The sequence below is a fragment of the Microlunatus panaciterrae genome, from assembly GCF_016907535.1.
Classification (GTDB): domain Bacteria; phylum Actinomycetota; class Actinomycetes; order Propionibacteriales; family Propionibacteriaceae; genus Microlunatus; species Microlunatus panaciterrae.
On record NZ_JAFBCF010000001.1, the window covers coordinates 3067338 to 3091662 of the forward strand.

Annotated in this window: 18 protein-coding genes; 12 read left to right on the top strand and 6 right to left on the bottom strand. The window is 68.6% G+C overall.

What is annotated here, in order from left to right:
- Positions 1–33 precede the first annotated feature (33 nt).
- Together JOE57_RS14030 and ettA are read left to right on the top strand one after the other, a co-directional pair.
- Complete coding sequence (locus tag JOE57_RS14030; protein ID WP_204918899.1) at positions 34–495, top strand: single-stranded DNA-binding protein; 462 nt, start codon at positions 34–36, stop codon at positions 493–495.
- 127 nt (positions 496–622) lie between these two features.
- Positions 623–2305, top strand: coding sequence for an energy-dependent translational throttle protein EttA (gene ettA, locus JOE57_RS14035; protein WP_204918901.1), 1683 nt, complete (start codon positions 623–625; stop codon positions 2303–2305).
- A 15-nt stretch (positions 2306–2320) separates the two neighbouring features.
- Here ettA and JOE57_RS14040 read toward each other — a convergent pair whose 3' ends face one another.
- The 3 genes from JOE57_RS14040 to JOE57_RS14050 all read right to left on the bottom strand — a co-directional run bounded on the left by JOE57_RS14040 (position 2321) and on the right by JOE57_RS14050 (position 6620).
- Entirely contained in the window at positions 2321–3244 is a 924-nt protein-coding gene (locus JOE57_RS14040) for an LLM class F420-dependent oxidoreductase (protein ID WP_204918903.1), read from the bottom strand.
- Positions 3245–3323: 79 nt separating this feature from the next.
- Positions 3324–6137: an FAD-binding and (Fe-S)-binding domain-containing protein gene (locus tag JOE57_RS14045; protein ID WP_204918904.1), complete on the bottom strand. Its 2814-nt coding sequence runs from the start codon at positions 6135–6137 to the stop codon at positions 3324–3326.
- Between the two features lie 18 nt (positions 6138–6155).
- Complete coding sequence (locus tag JOE57_RS14050) at positions 6156–6620, bottom strand: MarR family transcriptional regulator (RefSeq protein ID WP_204918906.1); 465 nt, start codon at positions 6618–6620, stop codon at positions 6156–6158.
- 100 nt (positions 6621–6720) lie between these two features.
- On the opposite strand from JOE57_RS14050, the gene JOE57_RS14055 reads away from it, so the two are divergent.
- From JOE57_RS14055 to JOE57_RS14070, 4 genes are all read left to right on the top strand, one after another.
- Positions 6721–7272: a YceI family protein gene (locus JOE57_RS14055; protein ID WP_204918908.1), complete on the top strand. Its 552-nt coding sequence runs from the start codon at positions 6721–6723 to the stop codon at positions 7270–7272.
- Positions 7273–7432: 160 nt separating this feature from the next.
- Positions 7433–8578: an acyl-CoA dehydrogenase family protein gene (locus tag JOE57_RS14060; RefSeq protein WP_204918910.1), complete on the top strand. Its 1146-nt coding sequence runs from the start codon at positions 7433–7435 to the stop codon at positions 8576–8578.
- Between the two features lie 185 nt (positions 8579–8763).
- Entirely contained in the window at positions 8764–9987 is a 1224-nt protein-coding gene (locus tag JOE57_RS14065) for an acetyl-CoA C-acetyltransferase (protein ID WP_204918912.1), read from the top strand.
- 173 nt (positions 9988–10160) lie between these two features.
- Positions 10161–11975 carry an AMP-dependent synthetase/ligase gene (locus JOE57_RS14070; protein ID WP_204918914.1) on the top strand — a complete coding sequence of 605 codons (1815 nt, stop codon included), beginning with the start codon at positions 10161–10163 and terminating at the stop codon, positions 11973–11975.
- A gap of 184 nt (positions 11976–12159) precedes the next feature.
- Here JOE57_RS14070 and fabG read toward each other — a convergent pair whose 3' ends face one another.
- Positions 12160–12942 carry a 3-oxoacyl-ACP reductase FabG gene (gene fabG, locus JOE57_RS14075; protein WP_204918915.1) on the bottom strand — a complete coding sequence of 261 codons (783 nt, stop codon included), beginning with the start codon at positions 12940–12942 and terminating at the stop codon, positions 12160–12162.
- 16 nt (positions 12943–12958) lie between these two features.
- A complete protein-coding gene (locus JOE57_RS14080) occupies positions 12959–13975 on the bottom strand; it encodes a LacI family DNA-binding transcriptional regulator (RefSeq protein WP_338041317.1) in 1017 nt (338 codons plus the stop codon).
- Positions 13976–14325: 350 nt separating this feature from the next.
- Between JOE57_RS14080 and JOE57_RS14085 the strand changes: the two genes are divergently transcribed.
- The 6 genes from JOE57_RS14085 (at position 14326) to JOE57_RS14110 (ending at position 23829) form a co-directional block, all read left to right on the top strand.
- Positions 14326–17130 carry a glycoside hydrolase family 78 protein gene (locus tag JOE57_RS14085; RefSeq protein WP_204918918.1) on the top strand — a complete coding sequence of 935 codons (2805 nt, stop codon included), beginning with the start codon at positions 14326–14328 and terminating at the stop codon, positions 17128–17130.
- Positions 17127–18293 carry an L-rhamnose isomerase gene (gene rhaI, locus JOE57_RS14090; RefSeq protein WP_204918920.1) on the top strand — a complete coding sequence of 389 codons (1167 nt, stop codon included), beginning with the start codon at positions 17127–17129 and terminating at the stop codon, positions 18291–18293. The genes JOE57_RS14085 and rhaI overlap by 4 nt, the downstream gene beginning before the upstream one ends.
- Positions 18294–18299: 6 nt before the next feature.
- Positions 18300–20360, top strand: a complete 2061-nt coding sequence (locus tag JOE57_RS14095; RefSeq protein ID WP_204918922.1) for a bifunctional aldolase/short-chain dehydrogenase — start codon at positions 18300–18302, stop codon at positions 20358–20360.
- A 2-nt stretch (positions 20361–20362) separates the two neighbouring features.
- Complete coding sequence (locus tag JOE57_RS14100) at positions 20363–21823, top strand: rhamnulokinase (RefSeq protein ID WP_338041318.1); 1461 nt, start codon at positions 20363–20365, stop codon at positions 21821–21823.
- Positions 21824–21935: 112 nt separating this feature from the next.
- The gene (locus JOE57_RS14105) at positions 21936–22787 is read left to right on the top strand and encodes a thioesterase family protein (RefSeq protein ID WP_204918924.1); all 852 of its coding nucleotides are present in this window, start codon (positions 21936–21938) and stop codon (positions 22785–22787) included.
- Between the two features lie 10 nt (positions 22788–22797).
- Positions 22798–23829 carry an NAD(P)-dependent alcohol dehydrogenase gene (locus JOE57_RS14110; RefSeq protein WP_204918926.1) on the top strand — a complete coding sequence of 344 codons (1032 nt, stop codon included), beginning with the start codon at positions 22798–22800 and terminating at the stop codon, positions 23827–23829.
- 29 nt (positions 23830–23858) lie between these two features.
- Here JOE57_RS14110 and JOE57_RS14115 read toward each other — a convergent pair whose 3' ends face one another.
- The gene (locus JOE57_RS14115; RefSeq protein ID WP_204918928.1) at positions 23859–24272 is read right to left on the bottom strand and encodes a globin; all 414 of its coding nucleotides are present in this window, start codon (positions 24270–24272) and stop codon (positions 23859–23861) included.
- Positions 24273–24325 lie beyond the last annotated feature (53 nt).

The window sequence follows — 24325 nt, forward strand, 5'->3', positions numbered from 1 at the left end:
TCCGCCGGAGACCGATCGAGAGAAGAGGATGAGATGGAAGCCAATGTGACCATGTCCGGCTATGTCGGCGGCGATGTCGAGTACCGCTCGGGACAGGACAACCGGGTCGCCACCGGCAGTTTCCGGCTGGCCTGCACGCCGCGGATCCGTCGTGGCGGTGACTGGCGGGATGGCGAGACCACCTGGGTGACGGTGACCTGCTTCCGGGCGCTGGCCGACAACGCGGCCAGCAGCATCAGCAGGGGCGACCCGGTGATCGTCGTCGGCCGCCTCCGCACCCAGGTGTGGGAGGGACGCGACGACGGGGAGCGGCACGAACGCATGGTGCTCGAGGCGCTGACGATCGGCCATGACCTCTCCCGGGGCACCTCGGTGTTCAAGAAGTTCGAACGCTCCGTCCCGCTGGAGGACCCCGATGCCGAGCTCGGCGAGCTGATCGCGAACGCCGAGGCCAAGGCTCTGGGTGATGAGGAGGCCGACGAAGACGCGGCCTGATACCTGTCGACCCTCGACCGTGGCCACCCCAGCGAGTGCGGCCCGAGCGCGGTAGCGGACTTTCCGGGATTCACTGACATACTTGATCGGCCGAAGATTCCGACGAGCAAAGGTTTTTGAGTCCCCCATGGCTGAGTTCATCTTCTCGATGCACAACGTACGCAAGGCGCTGGGTGACAAGGTCGTCCTCGACAACGTCACCCTGGACTTCCTTCCGGGCGCCAAGATCGGTGTCGTTGGCCCCAACGGCACCGGCAAGTCCACCCTGCTCAAGCTGATGGCCGGCCTGGAGCAGCCGAACAACGGCGATGCGCGGCTGGCCAAGGAGGCCACTGTCGGCATCCTGCTGCAGGAGCCCCCGCTGACCGAGGGCAAGACGGTGCTGGAGAACGTCGAGGAGGGGGTCGCCGACACGAAGCGGATGCTGAACCGCTTCAACGAGGTCTCTGAGGCGATGGCGGATCCGGATGCCGACTTCGACTCCCTGCTGGCCGAGATGGGTGATCTGCAGACGGAGCTGGACCATCGGCAGGCCTGGGACATCGACGTGCAGCTCGACCAGGCGATGGACGCGCTGCGCTGCCCGCCGGGCGACGCGAACGTCGACGTGCTCTCCGGGGGCGAGCGGCGCCGGGTCGCGCTCTGCAAGCTGCTGCTGCAGCAGCCCGACCTGTTGCTGCTGGACGAGCCGACCAACCACCTGGACGCCGAGAGCGTGCAGTGGCTGGAGGGCCACCTGAAGTCCTACCCCGGTGCGGTGCTCGCAGTGACGCACGACCGGTACTTCCTGGACAACGTCGCCGAGTGGATCCTCGAGCTGGACCGCGGCCGCACCCACCCCTACGAGGGCAACTACTCGACCTACCTGGACACCAAGAAGTCCAGGCTGGCCGTCGAGGGCCGCAAGGACGCCAAGCGGGCGAAGATCCTCGACCGGGAGCTCGAATGGGTGCGCTCCAACCCCAAGGCGCGGCAGGCCAAGAACCGGGCCCGGCTGGCGCGCTACGAAGAGCTGGCCAGCGAAGCTGAGCGGACCCGCAAGCTGGACTTCGAGGAGATCAACATCCCGCCGGGCCCCCGGCTGGGCAACGTGGTGCTGGAGGCGGAGCAGCTGGTCAAGGGCTTCGGCGACCGGCAGCTGTTCGACGGCCTGAGCTTCTCGCTGCCGCGGGCCGGCATCGTCGGCATCGTCGGGCCCAACGGAGTCGGCAAGTCGACGCTGTTCCGGATGATCGTCGGCGAGGAGCAGCCGGACAGCGGCAAGCTCAACATCGGCGAGACGGTCAAGATCTCCTACGTCGACCAGAGCCGGGCCGGCCTGGACCCGAAGAAGAACGTCTGGGAGCTGGTCTCCGACGGCCTGGACTTCATCAAGGTGGCCCATTTCGAGGTGCCATCACGGGCCTATGTGGCCTCCTTCGGGTTCAAGGGCCCGGACCAGCAGAAGCCGGCCGGCGTGCTGTCCGGCGGTGAGCGCAACCGTCTCAACCTGGCCCTGACCCTCAAGATGGGCGGCAACCTGCTGCTCCTCGACGAGCCGACTAACGACCTGGACGTGGAGACGCTGCAGTCGCTGGAGGACGCCCTGCTGGACTTCCCGGGCTGCGCCGTGGTCATCTCGCACGACCGGTGGTTCCTCGACCGGGTGGCGACGCACATCCTGGCCTGGGAGGGCAACGACGAGGACCAGGCGCAGTGGTTCTGGTACGAGGGCAACTTCGCCGACTACGAGACCAACAAGATCGAGCGGCTGGGCGCCGAGGCGGCCCGGCCGCACCGGGCCACCCACCGTCGGCTGACCCGGGGCTGACCCGGCCCGGTCGGCCTAGCCGGCGCGGGCCGGGGCGAGGTCCCTGACCTGCCGGACGACCTCGGCGACCAGCGGGTAGACGTCGTCGTCGCTGTCGTTGGACATCCCCACGATCGTGGTGCCGGTGCCGATCTCCGCCAGTCGTCCCAGGCGTTCGACGAACTGGTCGACCGTCTGGGTCCTCTCCCCGGACGGCATCTTCTCGCCGCCGGTGCCGGACAGCGACACCCGCGTCAGCACCGTCTTCTCGATCTCGTCGTAGTCGCGCCCGAGGTCGGCGCAGTGTCGCCTCAGCACGTCGTACTTGGCCTTCACGCCGGCCCGGCCGAGGTCGAAGATGTTGCAGGCGTCGGCGTACTGGGCCACCAGCCGCAGGGTCTTGCGCTCGCCGCCGCCGCCGACCAGGATCGGCGGGTGGGGTCGCCGTAGCGCCTGCGGCACGTTGAGCGGGCGCTCCAGCTGGAAGTGCTTCCCGGTGTACGGGCTCTCGTCGCCCTCCCACATCCGGTGGGCGATCTGCAACGTCTCCTCCAGCCGTTCGAACCGTTCGGACACCGGCGGGTAGGGCACGCCCAGGCCGCGGTGCTCCTCCTCGTTCCAGGCTGCCCCGATGCCCAGCCAGGCCCGACCACCGGACAGCACATCGAGCGCGGTCACCGTCTTGATCAGCAGGGCCGGGTGACGGTAGGTGACACCGGTGACGAGCGTGCCGAGCTCGATCGTCGACGTCTGCCCGGCCGCGAACGCCAGGGCGGTGTAGCCCTCGACCATGTCCAGCTCGGGCGGCCCGATCATGCTGATCTGGAAGAAGTGGTCCATCACCCACAGGCTGGACATGCCCGCCTGCTCGGCATTGCGGGCGATCCGTCCGAACGTCGGCCCGATCGATTGGGGAGCGTCGGGCCAGGAGAAGTAGGGGACCTGCAGTCCAATACGCATGGACCCATCCTCGCCCGCCGCCCGGCCTGCCACAACGGTCGGGTCGAGACCGCCGCTCCCGGTGCAGAGGGGTATGGCGTCAGTGGGGGCGGGAGGCCAGCAGCTCGGCCAGGGTGATCGCCTGGCGGTCGGCCAGCTCGGCCAGCTGGGTCCGGCAGGAGAACCCGTCGGCCAGCACCACCGCGTCCGGCGCAGCCGCAACGGCGGGCAGTAGATCGTGCTCGGCCACCTTCACCGAGACGTCGTAGTGGCCCTTCTCGACGCCGAAGTTCCCCGCCAGACCGCAGCAGCCACCGACCGTGGTGACGGTGGCTCCGGTCGCCTTCAACAGTGCCGCGTCGGCCTGCCAGCCGATGATCGAGGCGTGGTGGCAGTGCGGTTGGGCGACCAGTTCGGTGCCGGTCAGGTCCGGCGGCCGCCACCCTTCGGTGGCGTTCAACAGCTCGGCCAGGGTGTGCACCCCCGCGGCGACCTCCGCGACCCGGGGGTCGTCCAGCAGCTCGGCGGCGTCGCTGCGCCAGACCGCCAGGCAGGACGGCTCGAGCCCGACGATCGGGGTGCCGGCGGCGACGTGCGGATGCAGCACCTCCAGGCTGGCCCGCAGCTGACGACGGGCACCGTCGAGCTGGCCGGTGCTGATCCAGGTCAGTCCGCAGCAGGCCGTGGACTCCAGGAACGTCGGCGCATAGCCGGCCGACTCCAGCACCTCGACCATCGCCTCGACCCCACCCCCGGTGAACGAGTCCGAGAACGAGTCCACCCAGATGATCACGGGTGCGCCGGCGCGCTCGGAGAGTGCGACCCTGCTCCGTGCTGCTCGCCGGGCGAAGCGGGGCAGTGACCGGCGCTGGTCCGCCCCGGCCGTCCACTTGACCACCCGCCGCAGGCCCGGCGCGGACATCGTGAAGTTGATCAAGGACGCCAGCCCGGGGATGCGGGTGATCAACCGGCCCCAGCGCGGCAGCCAGCCCAGGGCGTAGTGGCTGCGCGGGCGGAGCTTGCCGCGGTAGGTGTGGTCCAGAACCTGAGCCTTGTAGGTGGCCATGTCGATGCCGGTCGGACAGTCGCGGGCACATCCCTTGCAGGAAAGGCAGAGGTCCAGGGCCTGGTGCACCGCAGGCGACCTGAAGCCGAGCTGGATCACCTCACCGTTGATCATCTCCTGCAGCACCCTGGCCCGGCCGCGGGTGGAGTCCTTCTCCTCCCGGGTGGCCTGGTACGACGGGCACATCACCCCGAGCCCGCCGGTGTTGTCGGCCAGGCACTTCCCGACGCCGGAGCAGTTGTGCACGGCCGCGGCGAAGTGGCCCTCGGTCCGCATCAGCTCCTTGCCGGGCAGCGCCGCGGCCCGCAGCCGACCGTCGACCGGGTCCGGGTCGACCAGCACCCCGGGGTTGAGCAGGTTGTCCGGGTCGAAGGCGGCCTTGACCTCGGCGAACACCCCGAGCGCCGCGGCGGAGTACATGGTGGGCAGCAGGGCGGACCTGGCCCGACCGTCGCCGTGCTCGCCGGACATCGAGCCGCCGTAGCCGGCGACCAGGGCGGCGGCCTCCTCGACGAAGGAGCGGTAGACGGCCGCGCCGCCGGTCTCGGTGAGCGGGAAGTCGATCCGGACGTGCACGCAGCCGTCACCGAAGTGGCCGTACGGCAGACCATGCAGGCGGTGCCGGGTGAGCAGCGCCTCGAAGTCACGCAGGTAGGCGCCGAGATGCTCAGGTGGGACGGCCGCGTCCTCCCAGCCCGGGTAGGCCGGACTGGACAGGCTGACACCGGCCAGCCCGGCGCCGTCCTCACGGATCTTCCACAGTGCCAGGGCCTGGGCCGGGTCCGCGACGACGAAGCCGTCCTTGCAGCCGGAGCCGGCGAGCAGGCGGTCGGCCCGGTCCCGGATCTCCGCCGGGTCGTCGCCGACCAGTTCGACGAACACCCAGCCGTCGCCGGCCGGCAACGGCGGCACCGCTCCTGCGCCGCGCCGGGTCCGCACCACCTCGACGATGCGGCGGTCCAGGCCCTCGCAGGCGGTCGGGGCGTGTTGCAGGATGGCTGGCGCGGCGTCGGCGGCCTCGGCCATGCTGGGGTACCCGAGCGCGATCATGATCTTGTGCGGCGCGTCGGCGACCAGCCGGACAGTGGCCCCCAGGATGACGGCCAGGGTGCCCTCGGTGCCGGCCAGGAAGCGGGCCACGTTGAAACCCTTCTCAGGGAGCAGGTGCTCCAGGCTGTAGCCCGACACCTGTCGACCGAACCGCCCGAACTCGGTCCGGATGGTGCCCAGGTGTGATCCGACGACGCCCTTGAGCTGGGCCAGGGTCGCCGAGTCGGCCGGCTGGTCGGTGTTCAGCCGGAGCCGCTCACCGGAGCCGGTCAGCACGTCGAGAGCGACAACGTTGTCGGCGGTCTTGCCGTAGCCCAGTGCCCGCGGCCCGCAGGCGTTGTTGCCGATCATGCCGCCGATGGTGCAGCGGGTGTGGGTCGAGGGGTCGGGGCCGAACCGCAGGCCGAACGGTGCCGCTGCGGACTGCAGGCTGGCCTGCACGACGCCCGGCTCCACCTGCGCGGTGCGTTGTTCGGGATCGATCTCGCCGATTCTGTTCAGGTGCCGGGCGACGTCGAGGATCAACCCCGGCCCGACCGCGTTGCCGGCGCAGGACGTGCCCGCGCCACGGGTGGTCACCGGCAGGCCCAGCTCGGCTGCGAGCTCCAGCACGGCGACCGCCTCGTCGACCGTCCGCGGCTGGGCGACGGCCTGCGGCACGATCCGGTACAGAGAGGCGTCGGAGGAGTACATCGCCCGCGTGAGCCGGGTGTGGTCGATGACGCCGCTGATGCCTCGGCGGCTCAGCTGGCGGGTGAGGTCGGCCACGTCGACGGTGGCGGCGAGTGTCTGGCTCATCGGCTGGGGGAGCCGGCGCTAGTCAGCTTCGACGGCGAGCACGGCGGCGAAGGCGCGGCCGAGGGCGGCGTAGTCCTCCTCGGTCATCGCCTCGACGAAGTTGGTCCGGACCGCCTGGACGTGGCTTGGAGCAGCAGTCTTCAGCAATTGGATACCCGCCTCGGTGAGTCGAGCCCAGACACCGCGTCGGTCGGTGGGGCACAGGGTCCGTTCTACCAGACCCGCCTTCTCCATCCGGGCGACGGTGTGGGTGAGCCGCGACCGGGACTGGTGCACGGCGTCGGCAAGCTCCGACATCCGCAGCTGGTGGCCCTCCGACTCCTCCAGGCAGACCAGGATCTCGTACTCGGCGAGGTCGATGCCGAACTGGCGCAGGTCAGCGTCCAGGCGCTCGGACAGGCGTGCGCTGCCCAGCAGGTAGGCGCGCCAGATGCGCTGCTGTTCCTGGCTGAGCCACGGGGCACAGACCTGTTCGTTCGACACGGCTCAAACCCTATCCAGAAGAAGTTGACATTTCAACTTAAAGTCGTATCCTTGGAGTAGTTGAAAACTAAACAATCCATCCTCTCCCAAGGAGCACCACATGTCCCATGATGTCATCGCCACCGACCTGGTCGCCGGAACCTGGAACGTCGACCCGAGCCACTCCGAGGTCGCCTTCACGGTACGGCACCTGATGAGCAAGGTCCGCGGTACGTTCGCCGACTTCGCCGCCGAGATCACCACCGGCGGGTCCAACCCGACCGACGCGACGGTCTCGGCCGTCATCAAGCTGTCGTCCATCAACACCAACAACGCTCAGCGTGACGGCCACATCAAGTCCGCCGACTTCTTCGACCCGGCGACCGGCAGCGAGATGACCTTCGTCAGCACCGGCATCAGCGAGAACGACGGCGAGTACGTCATCAACGGCGACCTCACCATCAACGGGGTGACCAAGGGCGTCGCCCTGGCCGCTGACTTCCTGGGCGTGGCGGTCGACGCCTATGGCGCCACCCGGCTGGGTGTCGAGGCCCGGACCTCCATCAACCGCAAGGACTTCAAGGTCGACTTCAACGTCCCGCTCGACGGCGGCAAGCTGCTGATCGGCGACAAGGTCGACATCACCCTCACCATCGAGGCCGTCAAGGCCTGAGCCTGACCTGTGCTCTCTCCCGACCTCTCTGCACAGCGCCGTCTCGACCTCGCGGTCGAGGCGGCGCTGTCGGCTGTGCTGGCCGTACGCGACCGATGCCGGGGGTATCCTTTCAACCACCGGTTACTGATGAGTAACTAGGCTCGGCGAAGGGACTGCGATGAGACGGACATTGTTCGACGAGGATCACGAGGCGTTCCGCGACAGCTGCCGGACCTTCGTCGACCGGCAGCTCCGTCCGCAGCAGGAGAAGCACATCGCCAACCACGAGTTCGGCCGCGAGATGTGGTTGGAGATGGGCAAGCAGCACCTTCTCGGGCTGAACATCCCGGAGGAGTACGGCGGTGCGGGCGTCGACGACCCCCGCTTCTCGATGATCCTGGCCGAGGAGCTGTCCAAGCTGGCCTTCGCCTACTCCTCCTGTGTCGGCATCCACGCCGACTGTGTGGCGCCGTACCTGGTCGACCTCTGTACCGAGGAGCAGAAGCAGCGCTGGCTGCCGAGGTTCTGTACCGGCGAGCTGGTCACCGCCATCGGCATGACCGAGCCATCGGGAGGCTCCGACCTGGCGGCGCTGCGAACCACCGCCGTCCGCGATGGTGACGACTGGATCGTCAACGGGTCGAAGACCTTCATCACCAACGGGTACTCCGCCGACCTGGTGCTGGTGGCCGCCCGTACCTCGCCGGAGAAGAAGTCCCGTGGCATCACCCTGTTCGCGATCGAGACCGGGATGCCGGGCTTCGAGCGTGGTCGCAAGCTGGACAAGGTCGGCCAGCCCGAGTCGGACACTGCCGAACTGTTCTTCGCCGATGTCCGGGTGCCGGCGGCGAACGTGATCGGTGAGGTGGACCAGGGTTTCATCTACATGATGCAGCGGCTGGTGGCTGAGCGGATCGGCGCCGCGGTCAGCAACATCGCCCATGCCAGGCAGATCCTGGGCGAGACTCTGGCGTACGTGAAGGAGCGCAAGGCCTTCGGCCAGCCGGTCGGCAGCTTCCAGCACAACAAGTTCGTGCTTGCCGAGCTGGTCACCAGCTGCGAGGTGACCCAGGCGTTCGTCGACGCCTGCATCCTCGAGCAGGTGTCCGGCACGCTCGGCGCGGTCGACGCGGCCAAGGCCAAGTGGTGGACCTCGCAGGTCCAGAACGATGTGCTGGACGCCTGTGTCCAGCTCTACGGCGGGTACGGCTATATGAACGAGTACCGCGTCGCCCGCGCCTGGGCCGACGCCCGGGTGACCAAGATCTGGGCCGGCTCCAACGAGATCATGAAGGAGCTCATCGGCCGCGACCTGGGCCTGTGACCCTTGCCTCGGCTGCGGGTCGGGCTGCGGGTCGGGCTGCGGGTCGGGCTGCGGGTCGGTTTCCCAAGTCGACTTGGGAAACTGTTACGAAGCCAGCGAAATCGCCCTAGCAGAGTGACAGTTTCCCTGGTCACGTGCCACCAACCTCCACTGTGACGACCAACATTCAGTACGAAGGACACCTGATGCCAGAAGCAGTCATCGTCTCCACAGCGCGGACGCCGATCGGACGGGCGTTCAAGGGCTCGCTCAAAGAGGTCCGGCCGGACGACCTGGCGGCCGGCGTGATCGGCGCCGCGCTGGGCAAGCTGGACGGGTTCGACCCGGCAACGTTGGACGACCTTTACCTGGGCTGCGCCGAGCCGCGCGACGAGCACGGCGGCAACATGGCTCGCCGGGTCGCGGTGCAGCTCGGGCTGGACGGCGTCGGCGCGGCCACCGTCAACCGGTTCTGCGCCTCCAGTGTGCAGACGGCACGGATGGCCTTCCACGCCATCAAGGCGGGGGAGGGCCACGCCTTCGTGTCGGCCGGGGTTGAGTGCGTCTCCCGGTATCGCAACTTCGGGTCCGCCGGTGTCGACCCCACCGACACCCAGAACCCGCTGTTCGCTGAGGCGGTTGCGCGGACGCAGGCCACGGCACTGAGCAACGAGGTGTGGCACGACCCGCGGACCGACGGTGCCCTGCCTGATATCTACATCTCCATGGGCCAGACCGCCGAGAACGTCGCCACCCTGCGCGGTATCAGCCGGGCCGAGCAGGACGAGTTCGGCGTCCGGTCGCAGAACCTGGCCGAGAAGGCCATCGCCGAGGGCGTCTTCGACACCGAGATCGTGCCGGTGACGCTGCCCGACGGAACGCTGGTGAGCCGGGACGACGGTCCCCGGGCCGGCACTACCCTGGAGGCCGTGGCCAGCCTCAAGCCGGTGTTCCGCGAGAACGGTACGGTCACCGCCGGCAACTGCTGCCCGCTGAACGACGGCGCCGCTGCCGTGGTCATCATGAGCGACACCCGTGCCGCCGAGCTGGGCCTGACCCCGCTGGCCCGGATCGTCGCGACCGGCGTCAGCGCGCTGAGCCCCGAGATCATGGGGCTGGGTCCGGTCGAGTCCTCCAAGCGGGCCCTGGCGCAGGCCGGGATGTCGATCAAGGACATCGGGCTGGTGGAGATCAACGAGGCCTTCGCCGTGCAGGTCATCGCCTCCTACCGCGACCTCGGTATCGATCTCGAACGGCTCAACGTGCACGGCGGGGCGATCGCCCTCGGACATCCGTTCGGCTCCACCGGCGCCCGGATCATGACGACGCTGCTGAACGCGATGCAGCGCCGCGACGTCGAGTTCGGCCTGGAGACGATGTGCGTGGGCGGCGGGCAGGGCATGGCCATCGTGCTGCAGCGGCTCAGCTGACCGGACGTGACCCGTCGCCAGGAGCCTGAGTTTTCGCCGAGAGATTGCCCGGCCCAGCCCCCTTCTGGGCGGGGTTGGCTACCCTCCAGATGTACGCCGGATCACCGTCGTCAGGGTGGGACGATGACCGGGCTGCGGTATGTTGCTTGGCCACTGGAGATCTGGGAGCTGTGATGACCGAAACGCTGGAAGAACGCCTCGCGCTGCGTCCTCCGTCGGTGGGCGCCATGTTGCTGGAGCAGGTCCGGGCCTCCGGGCCACGGGAGGCCTTCCGCTACCTCGACGGGAAGAACTGGGTCTCGCTCTCCTGGGACCAGACCAAGGACCGCGTCTTCGAGTTGGCGGCCGGACTGATGGCTCTCGGGCTGCAGCACGAGGACCGGGTCGCGATCGCCTCGAACACGCGGATCGAATGGATCCTGGCCGACCTGGCGGTGATGTGCGCCGGCGGCGCCACCACCACGGTCTATCCGACCACCCAGCACGAGGACGTCGCCTACATCCTCGGCGACTCCCAGTCCAAGATCGTCATCGCTGAGGACGACCTCCAGGTCGCCAAGGTCCTCGACCACCTCCACCAGCTGCCCGAGCTGATCACCATCGTGCTGCTGGACGGCAAGGTCGACCACGAGAAGGTGACCAGCTGGGAGCAGCTGACCATCGCCGGCCGGGCATACCTGGCCGAGCACCCCACGTCCGTTGACGACGCCATCGCCAAGGTGGGACCCGACAGCCTCTCCACCCTGATCTACACCTCCGGCACCACCGGACGCCCCAAGGGTGTCGAACTGGTGCACGACAGCTGGACGTACGAGGGCGCCGCGATCGAGGAGATGAAGGACCTCCTGAGCAAGGAGGACCTCCAGTACCTCTGGCTGCCGCTCTCCCACGTGTTCGGCAAGGCGCTGATCGCGGTCCAGCTCAAGATCGGCTTCGCCACCGCGGTGGACGGGGTTATCGAGCGGATCGTCGACAACCTCGGGCAGGTGCATCCCACCTTCATGGCCGGTGCTCCGCGGATCTTCGAGAAGGTGCGCGCCAAGGTGATGATGGGCGCGTCCTCCGGCGTCAAGGGCAAGATCTTCGACTGGGCCTTCTCGATCGGCCGCAAGACCAGCGCGATCCGGCTGGAGGGCAGGTATCCCACCGGTCTGCTCGGCGTCCAGTACAAAATGGCCGACCGCCTCGTCTTCAGCAAGATCAAGGAGCGGATGGGCGGCAACATCCGGTTCTTCATCTCGGGCTCGGCCGCCCTCAGCCGCGAGGTGCAGGAGTGGTTCTTCGCGGCCGACCTGCGGGTGCTGGAGGGCTACGGTCTGACGGAGACCAGCGCCGCGAGCTTCGTCAACGATCCGAGAACACCACGCTTCGGCACTGTGGGACCGCCGGTGCCCGGCACCCAGGTCAAGATCGCCCCCGATGGAGAGATCCTGATCAAGGGTCCAGGAGTGATGCGCGGCTACCATAACCATCCCCAAGCCACCGCCGAGGTCCTCGCGGACGGCTGGCTGGCCACCGGAGACATCGGCGAGCTCGACGCCGAGGGTTATCTGCGGATCACCGACCGCAAGAAGGATTTGATCAAGACCTCCGGCGGAAAGTACGTCGCACCGCAGAAGGTCGAGGGGGTGGTCAAGGCCGCCAGTCCGTACATCAGCCAGATCATCGTGCACGGCGAGGGGCGCAAGTATGTGTCGGCGTTGATCGCCCTGGATCCCGAGGCGATCAACGAGTGGGCCGCCGCGCACGGTCAAGCAGGCAAGTCGTACGAGGAGCTGGCCCAGTCGGGTGAGGTGCGGACCATGATCGAGACCTTCATCAACGAGGCCAACAAGAACCTCGAGCGGTGGGAAACGATCAAGAAGTTCGAGATCCTGCCCAACGAGCTCAGCGTCGAGGACGGCGAGGTCACGCCGAGCCTCAAGATCCGGCGCAAGGCCGTTGAAAAGAAGTACGAGGACATGCTGAACAGTCTTTACGAGGACTAGCTGACCCTTCGACAGGCTCAGGGCGCTTAAGGCTCAGGGCGCGTAAGGCTCAGGGCGCTTAAGGCTCAGGGCGCGTGGACACTCCGTGCTCTGAGCTTGTCGAAGAGCGCCGTTGATGCCCTTCGACAGGCTCAGGGCGCTTAAGGCTCAGGGCGCGTGGGTTGTGCTCAGGGCGCGTGTGCTTTCAGTTCTTGGGGCCGCCGGCGACGTAGATGACCTGGCCGGAGACGTAGGACGCCTCGTCACTGCAGAGGAAGCTGGCCACGGCGGCGATGTCCTCTGGGGTGCCGACCCGGCCTACGGGGATGTCGCGGCTGGCGGCGACCTTCCAGTCGTCGAAGTCGACGCCGAGCCGGTCGGCGGTGGCGCGGGTCATCTCGGTCTCGATGAAGCCAGGGGCGACGGCATTGGCCGTCACCCCGAACTTGCCGAGCTCGAGCGCCAACGTCTTGGTGAAGCCCTGCAGTCCGGCCTTGGCTGCCGAGTAGTTGACCTGGCCGCGGTTGCCGAGGGCCGAGGTGGACGACAGGTTCACGATCCGGCCCCACTTCGCCTGCGTCATGTGCGCCTGAGCGGCTCGGGTCATGACGAAGGCACCTCGCAGGTGGACGTTCATCACCGCGTCCCAGTCGTCGACGCTCATCTTGAACAGCAGGTTGTCACGGATGATGCCCGCGTTGTTGATCAAGACGGTGACAGGCCCCAGCTCCGCGGCGACCTGGTCGACCGCCCGAGTCGCGTCGGCCTCATCGGAGACGTCGGCGCCGATGGCGATGGCGCGGCCACCTTCCTCGATGATGGCGTTGGCCGTCCGAGCGCTGGCCTCCCGATCGAGATCGACGACCCCGACCGCCATCCCGTCCCGGGCCAGCCGGTGGGCGATGGCCGCTCCGATGCCGCGGGCGCTCCCGGTGACGAGTGCGACGTGGTCGACCTCAGCACGCGCGCCGGAACGTTGGCTGGTCATGGTCCGACCCTAGCGGTCAGTCGTTGCCGAGGGCACCCTGGTGCAGGCTCGACTCACGGATCACCAGCTCGGGCTGGTAGACGATCTGCTGATGCTCGAACGGCAGGCCTGCACGCATCGCCTCGACCTCCTGCAACAGCAGGTCGACGGCTGTCTGCCCGATCAACGCCGACGGCTGCCGGACGGATGACAACGGCACCACGGTGGCGCTGGCGAAGTCGATGTCGTCGTAGCCGACCATCGCGATGTCATGCGGTACGTCGACCGCGTTCAGCACGGCGAACGCCTGCAGCAGCCCGACAGCCACCAGGTCGTTGGCGGCGAAGATGCCGTCGGGTCTCTCGGTGACCGGCCGGTTGAGGATGATCTCGCCGGTCGCTCGGCCGTTGTGCACCGTGAGACCGGTGTGCGACATCACCTCGAGGGTCACGCCGGGGTGCTCGGCGACGGCCCGGTTGGCCCCCTTGAGGCGGTCGGCCACCTGCAGGATGGTCAGCGGTCCGCCGACGAAGGCGAGCCGTCGGCAGCCCTGCTCGATCAGGTGCGAGACGGCGAGGTGACCGCCGGCCACGTCGTCCACGGAGACCGACGAGAACGGGTGACCCTGGGCCAACCGGTCGACCAGGACAGTGGGCGTGCCGCGCTCGCGCAGTCGCTCCAGCCGGGCGAACACATCGCCGATCGGTGAGATGAGCAGTCCCTGAACGCGCTGCTCCTCGAACAGGTCCATGTAGGCGGCCTCCCGCCGGACCGCCTCGTCGCTGTTGCCGAGCAGGATGGACAGGCCCTCCTTGGCGGCACGGTCCTCGGCGCCGCGGGCCACGTCGGTGAAGAAGGGGTTGGAGACGTCGAGCACCACCAGACCCAAGGTCCGGCTCCGGCCGGCCCGGAGCTGGCGGGCGGCGTCGTTGCGGACGAAGCCCAGCTCCTCGATCGCCTGCAGCACCCGCAGTCGGGTGGCCTCGGCCACCTTCTCCGGCCGGTTCAGGACGTTGGACACGGTGCCCAGGGCAACCCCTGCCCGCTCGGCCACGTCGCGAATACTCGCGGAGGCGGCCTGTGAGGTCATCGTGCTGGTCCCGTCGTCATGGTGCTGGCGATCTTACGTGTCACCATGACCAAGGAAAACATGAAACGGTTCACATCAGTAGGGACCGAGATCAGACATTCCACGACGCACGTTGCTGAGCGAGCGCGACTGACTGCCGCCCGCACCATTGGACCCGCACCATTGACAAAGCCTCGGGACGCGAAGTATCGTCGCCAGACAGTGATGAAACGATTCAACCTGCGCTTCGCCTCAGTTCACTCCAACTCTTGACGTACAGGCGTTTCACACTGCCGTTCAGTGCCCGCCGAACCCTCGAACACTCGGAGACAAAGATGTCACAGACCGCATCGGTCGACAGCCTGCAGATCGAGCACCGCGCCGACACCCTGGGCCTCGGAACCGCTCGACCCCGGCTCTCCTGGACCATCTCGACCGACGCCGCCGACTGGCGGCAGACCGGTTACGAGGTGGAGTACAGCCCGGCTGGCGGCCAGGCGCATACCGCGCGCGTGGACAGCACCGAGCAGGTGCTGGTGCCCTGGCCGTTCGAGCCACTGACCTCACGTGAGCGGGGCACCTTGCGCGTCCGGGCACTGGGAAGCGCAGGGCAGACCGAGCTCTCCGAACCTGTCGCACTCGAAGCGGGACTGCTCGACCCGGCCGACTGGCAGGCCAGGTTCATCACACCGGCTGGCGGCGGCGGCCACGAAGACCCGGCGCCGATCGTCTTCTCCGACACCGAGCTGTCCGGCGAGGTGGCCTCCGCCCGGTTGTACGTCACCGCGCTCGGCCTCTATCGCTTCTCTATCAACGGCCAGCGGGTCGGTGCCGAGGAGCTGGCGCCCGGGTGGACGAGCTATTCCCACCGGCTGCGCTACCAGACGTTCGATGTCACCGACCTGCTGCAGACCGGCACGAACCGCCTCGAGGCGATCCTCGGCAACGGCTGGTACCGCGGCCGCCTCGGTTGGAGCGACAAGTTCGACCTGTACGGCGACCGGCTGGGGCTGCTGGCGCAGCTCGAGATCAGTTATGCGGATGGCCGGACCGAGGTCGTCGGCACCGACGCCTCATGGTCGAGCTGCCCGAGCGGCATCCTGTTCGACGACATCTACGACGGGCAGCGGACCGACCTGCGGGTTCCCAACACCGCCGGGGACGCCGCCGCAGGTGTCGAGGTGCTCGACCGCGACCTGAGCACCCTGGTCGCCCCGGAGGGTCCGCCCGTTCGGATCACCGAGGTCCTTGCCGCCCGAAGCGTGGACCGCTCACCCAGCGGCAAGCTGTTGGTCGACTTCGGCCAGAACCTGGTCGGCTGGGTGCGGCTCAAGGTGTCCGGGCAGTCGGGCCAGGAGATCACCATCCGCCATGCCGAGGTGCTCGAGCACGGCGAGCTGGGCGTCCGGCCGCTGCGCAGTGCCAAGGCCACCGACACCTTCGTGCTCTCCGGCGCGGGGGAGGAGCTGCTCGAGCCCCAGTTCACCTTCCACGGCTTCCGCTATGTCGAGGTCACCGGTGTCGACGAGCTCACGGCCGACCAGATCGAGGCGGCGGTCCTGCACTCCGACCTGGAGCGCACCGGCTGGTTCGAAAGCTCCGATGCCGACCTCAACCAGCTGCACGCCAATGTCGTCTGGGGGATGCGCGGGAACTTCCTCGACGTGCCGACCGACTGCCCGCAACGCGACGAGCGGCTGGGCTGGACCGGCGACATCCAGGTCTTCTCGCCCACGGCGAGCTTCCTCTACGACACCGCGGGGTTCCTCAGTTCCTGGCTGAAGGACCTGGCCGTGGAGCAGCACCCGGACGGTTCGGTCCCGTTCGTCATCCCGGACATCATCCGCAGCGAGGCCCCGGCAGCGGCGGCCTGGGGAGATGCGGCGACCGTCGTGCCCTGGGTCCTGTACGAGCGGTTCGGCGATATGGATGTGCTGCGCACCCAGTTCGCCAGCATGAAGCGCTGGGTCGACAAGATCAGCTCGCTGGCTGGGCCGGACGGCGTGTGGGCCGGCGGCTTCCAGTTCGGTGACTGGCTGGACCCGATCGCCCCGCCCGACGACCCGGCTGCGGCCCAGGCCGACCCCGACGTCGTGGCCACCGCCCACCTGGTGCACTCGGCCCAGCTCGTGGCCCGGACCGCCGAGCTGCTCGGCGAGGACGCCGACGCCGCGCACTACAGCGAGATCGCCGCCCGGGCACTGGCCGGCTTCGACGCGGAGTACGTCAGCGCCAACGGGCGCGTGCTGAGCGACTGCCCGACCGTCTACAGCCTGGCCCTGGTCTGGTCGCTGCTGAGCGACGAGCAGCGCAGCAGGGCCGGCGAACGGCTGGCCACGCTGGTGCGCAAGGCCGGTTTCCGGGTCAGCACCGGCTTCGTCGGGACCCCCCTCATCCTCGATGCCCTCAGCGAGGTCGGCGAGGACGAGCTGGCCTACCGGCTGCTGCTGGAGAAGGGATGTCCGTCGTGGCTCTACCCGATCACCATGGGTGCGACCACGATCTGGGAACGGTGGGACTCGATGCTCCCGGACGGGTCGATCAACCCGGGACAGATGACCTCGTTCAATCACTACGCCCTCGGTGCCGTCGCCGACTGGATGCACCGGCGTCTCGCCGGGCTGGCGCCGGCCGCGCCGGGCTATCGCAAGATCACCGTGCGGCCGATTCCGGGTGGAGGGCTGACCTGGGCGAAGGCCAGCCATCGCAGCCCGTACGGTCTGGTGAGCGTCTCCTGGCGGCGCAGCGATGGCCGGTTCAACCTGGACGTCACGGTGCCTCCGGGCAGCACGGCTGAGGTCTTCCTGCCGGGCAGCGAGACGCCGGAGCAGGTCGGGCACGGCAGCCACAGCTGGAACGTGGCGGACAGGGTCGAGCAGGAGGAGCCGGTCGAGACCGTGCGTGACGTCCTCGACCACAAGCCGCTGTGGGATTCGGTCACCCAGATCCTGATCGAGCACGGGGTGGTGGACGACGCGGCCCAGGTCGCGCAGCAGTTGGGCGCCGTCCACGACGCTCCGGTGGAGGCGATCTCGGTGATCGCCCGGCGGGAGATGCAGGGCGGGGACATCCCGGACTACCTGAAGAAGATCAACAACCTCCTGGGCATCGGGTCGGGAGAGAAGGAGTCAGTGCGATGACGGGTTTCGATGCCATCGCCGACCAGCTGGCTGGTCAGGCGATCGAGCTGCCCTCGTGGGCCTTCGGGAACTCCGGCACCCGGTTCAAGGTGTTCTCCCAACCGGGTGTGCCCCGCACGCCGGAGGAGAAGATCGCAGACGCGGCCAAGGTGCACGAGCTGACCGGCCTGTCACCGACCGTGGCGCTGCACATCCCCTGGGACAAGGTGGAGGACTACGGCAAGCTGGCGGCGTTCGCTGCTGATCATGGAGTCGCGCTGGGGACGATCAACTCCAACACCTTCCAGGATGACGACTACAAGTTCGGCAGTCTGGCGCACTTCGACCGGCGCGTGCGGGACAAGGCGATCGCGCACATGCACGAGTGCATCGAGATCATGGACGCCACCGGCTCGCGGGACCTCAAGATCTGGCTCGCCGATGGCACGAACTACCCGGGCCAGGGTGACATCCGCAGTCGGCAGGACTGGCTGGCGGACTCGCTGCAGCAGGTCTACGCCAGGATCGGCGACAACCAGCGGCTGGTGCTGGAGTACAAGTTCTTCGAGCCGTCCTTCTACGCCACCGACGTGCCCGACTGGGGCACCTCGTACGCGCACTGCGTGGCGCTGGGGGAGAGGGCCTTCGTCTGCCTGGACACCGGGCACCACGCGCCTGGCACCAACATCGAGTTCATCGTCGCCCAACTGCTGCGGCTGGGCAAGCTGGGCTCGTTCGACTTCAACTCCCGCTTCTACGCCGACGACGACCTGATCGTCGGGGCTGCGGACCCGTTCCAGCTGTTCCGGATCCTCTTCGAGGTGATCCGGGGCGGCGGCTACGGACCCGAGTCCGGGGTGGCGTTCATGCTCGACCAGTGCCACAACGTCGAGGAGAAGATCCCCGGCCAGATCCGTTCGGTGCTCAACGTGCAGGAGATGACGGCGAGGGCGCTGCTGGTCGACACCGAGGCACTGACCCAGGCCCAACAGGCCGGGGACGTGCTGGCGGCCAACCAGATCTTCATGGACGCCTTCTACACCGATGTCCGCTCCGACCTTGCCGACTGGCGCCAGTCGCGCGGGCTGCCGGCCGACCCGGTGGCCGCGTACAACGCCAGCGGGTACCGCGACCAGATCATCGCCGAGCGCATCGGCGGAGACCAAGCAGGATGGGGGGCCTGACGCCTGATGACCGAATCCACCCAGGACGCCGTAGCCAAGCTCATCGCCAGGTCGAACCGGCTCGGCGCCGACCCGAAGAACACCAACTATGCCGGCGGGAACACCTCGGCCAAGACCTCGCGGACCGACCCGGTGACCGGCGAGCCGGTTGAGCTGCTGTACGTCAAGGGCTCCGGCGGCGACCTCGGGACACTGACCGAGAAGGGCCTGGCCGTGCTGCGGGTGGACCGGATGCGTTCGCTGGTCGGGCTGTACGAGTCCTTCGGAGACCAGGCCATCGACCGCGAGGACGAGATGGTGGCCGCGTTCGACTTCTGCCTGCACGGCAAGGGCGGTGCGGCTCCGTCGATCGACACCGCCATGCACGGCCTGGTGGATGCCGACCACGTCGACCACCTGCACCCGGACTCCGGGATCGCGATCGCCACCGCGGCGGACGGCGAGAAGCTCACCGCGGAGATCTTCGGCGACAAGGTCGTCTGGGTGCCCTGGCGGCGACCCGGCTTCCAGCTGGGGTTGGACATCGCCAGGATCAAGCAGGACCACCCGGAGGCGATCGGCACCATCCTCGGTGGCCACGGCATCACCGCCTGGGGGGCGACCAGCGAGGAGGCGGAGGCCAACTCGTTGTGGATCATCAAGACCGCCCAGGATTACCTGGACAGCAACGGCCGGCCGGACCCGTTCGGTCCGGTCCTGGACGGCTACCAGGCGCTGCCGGAGACGGAGCGACGGTCCAAGGCCGCCGCACTGGCGCCACACGTCCGGGCGCTGGCCTCCGCTGACAGGGCGATGGTGGGGCACTTCACCGACGCCCAGGTCGTGCTCGACTTCCTCGCGGCCACAGAGCATCCCCGGTTGGCTGCACTCGGCACCTCGTGCCCGGACCACTTCCTGCGGACCAAGGTCAAGCCGCTGGTGCTCGACCTGCCCGCCGGAGCGGGGATCGAGGAGTCGGTGGCGCGGCTGCAGGAGCTGCACGAGCAGTACCGCACCGACTACCAGAGCTACTACGACCGGCATGCCGACGCCGACTCGCCGGCGATGCGGGGCGCCGACCCGGCGATCGTGCTGGTCCCCGGGGTGGGAATGTTCTCGTTCGGGGCCAACAAGCAGACCGCACGGGTCGCCGGCGAGTTCTACCTCAACGCCATCAACGTGATGCGTGGCGCGGAATCGATCTCGACCTACGCCCCGATCGACGAGAGCGAGAAGTTCCGGATCGAGTACTGGGCGCTGGAGGAGGCCAAGCTGCAGCGGATGCCCAAGCCACGCTCCCATGCCGGCCGGATCGCCCTGGTCACGGGTGCGGCGAGCGGCATCGGCAAGGCGATCGCCACCCGGCTCGCCGCCGAGGGTGCCTGCGTGGCCGTGGTCGACCTCAAGCTCGAGTCGGCCCAGCAGGCGGCCGCGGAGCTCGGCAACACCGATGTGGCGATCGGCCTGCAGGCCGATGTGACCGACGCGGGCCAGGTGGCGGCTGCTGTGGAGGCCGCGGTCTTGGCCTTCGGCGGCCTGGACCTGGTGATCAACAATGCGGGCCTGTCGATCTCGAAGCCGCTGCTGGAGACCACCGAGGCCGACTGGGACCTGCAGCACTCGGTGATGGCCAAGGGCTCGTTCCTGGTGTCCCAGGCCGCGGCGAGGGTGATGATGGCGCAGAAGCTCGGTGGCGACATCGTCTACATCTCGTCGAAGAACTCGGTCTTCGCCGGTCCCAACAACGTGGCGTACAGCGCCACCAAGGCCGACCAGGCGCATCAGGTCAGGTTGCTGGCGGCGGAGCTCGGCGAGTACGGCATCAAGGTCAACGGCATCAACCCGGACGGGGTGGTCCGGGGCTCGGGCATCTTCGCCGGCGGCTGGGGGGCCAAGCGCGCCGCCGTGTACGGCGTGCCGGAGGAGGAGCTGGGCGCCTACTACGCGAAGCGCACCCTGCTGAAGCGGGAGGTACTGCCCGAGCATGTGGCCAACGCCGTCGCCGTGCTGACCTCCGATGAGCTGAGCCACACCACCGGGCTGCACATCCCCGTTGATGCCGGTGTGGCCGCGGCGTTCCTGCGGTAGCGGTGACCACGGTGAGAGCGGTCTTCGGCGCCGTCGACATCGGCGCGTCCGGCGGTCGGGTGATGGCCGGCATCGTCGAGGGCTCGGACCACGCCGCCCACCGGGTCCGGCTGGAGGTCGTCCACCGTTTCGGCAACCGGGTGAGCGAACGTGACGGTTCGCTCTTCTGGGACATCAGGGGCCTGTTCGACCAGGTCCTGACCGGGCTCGGCAAGCTCGCCGGAAGCTATCCCGACGTGGTCAGCATCGGCATCGACACCTGGGCGGTGGACTACGCCCTGCTGGACGCCGACGGAGAGCTGGTGGCCGACCCGTACGCCTACCGCGACGACCGGACCGCAGCGGTGATCGACTCGGTCCACGCCGCGATGCCGCCGGAGGAGCTGTATGCGATCACCGGGTTGCAGTTCCTGCCCTTCAACACCATCTACCAGCTGGCGGCGGAGAAGCTGGGGGAGCGCTGGCAGCGGGCGAGCGCAGCCCTGCTGCTGCCCGACCTGCTGGCCTACTGGCTGACCGGAGTGCAGCGGTCGGAGGCGACCAACGCCTCCACCACCGGCCTGTTCGACGCGGCCAGGCACGACTGGTCGACACTGGTCCTCGACCGGGTGGGCATCCCGTCGACGCTGTTCCCCCCGGTCAGCGCAGCGGGGAGCGTGACCGGTTCCCTGTTGCCCGGGATCGTCTCGCGGACCGGTCTCAGCCGGTCCACCCTGGTGACGGCGGTGGGTTCCCACGACACCGCCTCAGCCGTGGTCGCTGTGCCCGCGGAACAGCCGGGATTCGCCTACATCTCCTCCGGCACCTGGTCGCTGGTCGGGGTCGAGCTGGAGCAGCCGATCCTCACCGAGGCCAGCCGCGAGGCCAACTTCACCAACGAGGGGGGAGTGGACAACCGCATCCGCTATCTGCGCAACGCCGGCGGCCTGTGGTTGCTGACCGAGTCGATCAGGGAGTGGGAGAGCGACGGTCCACCGGTAGATCTTGCTGACCTGCTGACGGCCGCCGAGCAGGTCCGGCCCGGTGGACCGCTGGTCGACGTGGATGCCGAGGAGTTCATCGCTCCGGGGCGGATGCCGCAACGGATCGCCGCTGCCTGTGAACGGTCCGGGCAACCGGTGCCGCAGACCCGGGCCGAACTTGTGCGCTGCGTGCTGGACTCCCTCGCGCACGCCTACGCCGACATCGTGCAGCAGGCCGGGCGGCTGTCGGGCCGGGAGATCGACGTCGTGCACGTGGTCGGTGGCGGGTCCCAGAACGCCCTGTTGTGCCAGCTGACCGCGGACCGCTGCGGCCTGCCGGTGGTGGCCGGCCCGGTCGAGGCCACCGCGCTGGGCAATGTGCTGGTGCAGGCCCGGACCCACGGCGCGGTCGCCGGCACGCTGGAGGACCTGCGTGAGCTGGTCGTGCGGTCCTACGACCTGACGCACTACGCGCCCCAGGAGTCCGCGGTCCGCAGCTGACTGCAAGGAATCGACCACTCGTCGACCCTGTGGCGAGGGGCCACGCCGGGCGGCCGGACGGTCGCTTCGACGAGTGGCGGATTCCTCGCACCCCCGCCGTAGGATGCCTCGGGTGAGCAGGCACACCTACCTCTGTCCGATGCGATGGGGCGACATGGACGCGCAGGGCCACGTCAACAACGCCATCTACCTGGACTATCTGCAGGAGGCCCGGGTGGACTTCCTGCTCTGCGGCCCACCCGTGATGGCCCAGCTGCTGCGGACCGGGGTGTTGGTGGTCAGCCACCAGGTGGAGTATCTGCGGCCGATCGAGTTCAGCGAGCGACCGCTGCGGATCGAGCTGTGGGTGGACTCGGTCCGGGTGGGGCGGTTCTCGATCGCCTACGACCTCTGGGACGGTGACACTCTGGTGGCGCGGGCCCGCACCGGGGCGGTGCCGTTCGACCTCACCAGCCAGTCGCTCCGCCGACTGAGGCCGGAGGAGCGTGACCATCTGGCTGCGTCACTGGAACCGACCGAGGAGCTCCGCCCGCTGCCCCGGCTGCGCTGGTCGGCCGCCGCTGTGGAGCAGGTCTTCGAGTTCCAGGTGCGCTGGTCCGACCTGGATTCCTACAACCACGTCAACAACGTCAAGTACTTCGACTTCGTCCAGGAGGCCCGGATCAACCTGCTTGCCTCGGTCTGGCGACCGGGCGACGAGGTCTGGCTGCTGGTCCGTCAGGACCTGGAGTATCTGAAGCCGATGGACTTCCGGCAGCAGCCGTACGAGGTCCGCACCGTGGTCGCCGACATCGGCACGTCCTCGATCACCCTTGCGGCCGAGATCACCGATCCCGATCGGGGGCAGGTGTATGCGGCAGCCCGGAGCGTCCTGGTCTGCGCCGACCGGGCCGGTCGACCGACCCCGCTCGACCCGGCCGCCAGGCACAGCCTGGCGCAGCGGCTGGTGATCAGCGGGGACTAGGCTGACCGCCATGACCACTATCCCGGCAGAGCAGAGTCTGAGCTTTCTGGAACGCGTCCACGACGTGTCTGTGCACTCGGGCCCGGTGCCGCAACCTGGCCCGCGGCAGGTGCTGATCGAGATCGCCGCGGTCGGCATCTGTGGATCCGACGTGCACTACTTCGACCATGGCCGGATCGCCGACTTCGTGGTGAACGCGCCGCTGGTGCTGGGACACGAGGCCTCCGGAACCATCCGCGCCCTGGGGGCCGAGGTGACCGACCGGCAGGTCGGCCAACGGGTGGCCCTCGAGCCGCAGCAGACCTGTGGACGCTGCCGTCAGTGCCTGATCGGACGCTACAACCTCTGCCCCGACGTGCAGTTCTTCGCCACGCCACCGGTGCACGGCGCCTTCGCCCAATACGTCGTGCTGGACTCCCACCGGGCCCATCCGGTGCCGGACAGCCTGTCCGACGAGGCGGCAGCGTTGATCGAGCCGTTGTCGGTGGGCATCTGGGCCAACAAGAAGGCGGCCGTCGAGCCCGGGGACCGGGTGCTGGTCACCGGCGCCGGACCGGTCGGCCTGCTCTGTGCCGACGTCGCCCGTTCACGCGGTGCCTGGGTAGCGGTCAGCGACACCAACGCGTTCCGGCTGCAGACGGCCAAGGTCCGCGGCGCCGACCTCACCGTCGACGCCGCCACCGGGTCGCTGGTCGACCAGGTCGGTGAGGTGGACGTGGTGCTCGAGTGCAGCGGCGCGCCCACGGCCGTCAAGGCCGCCTTCGCCGCGGCCGCGCCGGCGGCCCGGGTCGTCCTGGTCGGGATGGGGGCTGCCGAGATGGAGCTGCCCGTCGGACTGATCCAGGTCCGCGAGCTGTGGGTGACGGGAACGTTCCGCTACGCCAACTGCTACCCGGCGGCCATTCAGCTCGCCGCCTCCGGCACGGTGGACCTGGACGGCCTGGTGAGCGGGCGGTTCGGGCTCGACCAGGTGGCCGACGCGCTGCAGGCCGGCCGGACGGATCCGAAGACCCTCAAGCCGATGGTGTACCCGGGCCGCTGAGCACCGGCTCTCGGCCAGAGCGCGTCGATCTACCGCTGGAAGGCGGTCAGCTGGTCGGGTTGGCCGTCCGGGGTGTTCACCATCGAGAAGGCCGCCCGCTCCATGTACGTCCAGAGCTCATGGTCCTGTGCCTCGGTCAGCTCGAGGGAGTCGATGGCGTCCCGCATGTGCTTGAGCCACCGGTCGCGCTGGGTCGGGGTCACCTCGAACGGGGCATGCCTCATCCGCAGCCGCGGGTGACCACGCTGCTCGCTGTAGGTGGTGGGACCGCCCCAGTACTGCTCCAGGAACATCCGGAACCGCACCTCGGCCGGTCCCAGGTCGTCCTCGGGATACAGCGCCCGCAGCGGAGGGTCGGAGGCCACGCCCTGGTAGAAGCGGCGGATCAGCGCCACGAAGGTGTCATGGCCACCGACCGCCTCGTAGAAAGTCTGACTAGTCATCGACGCCATTCTTGCTCACTGGCAGGATGGGACCAAAGTGGACGTTCACCACA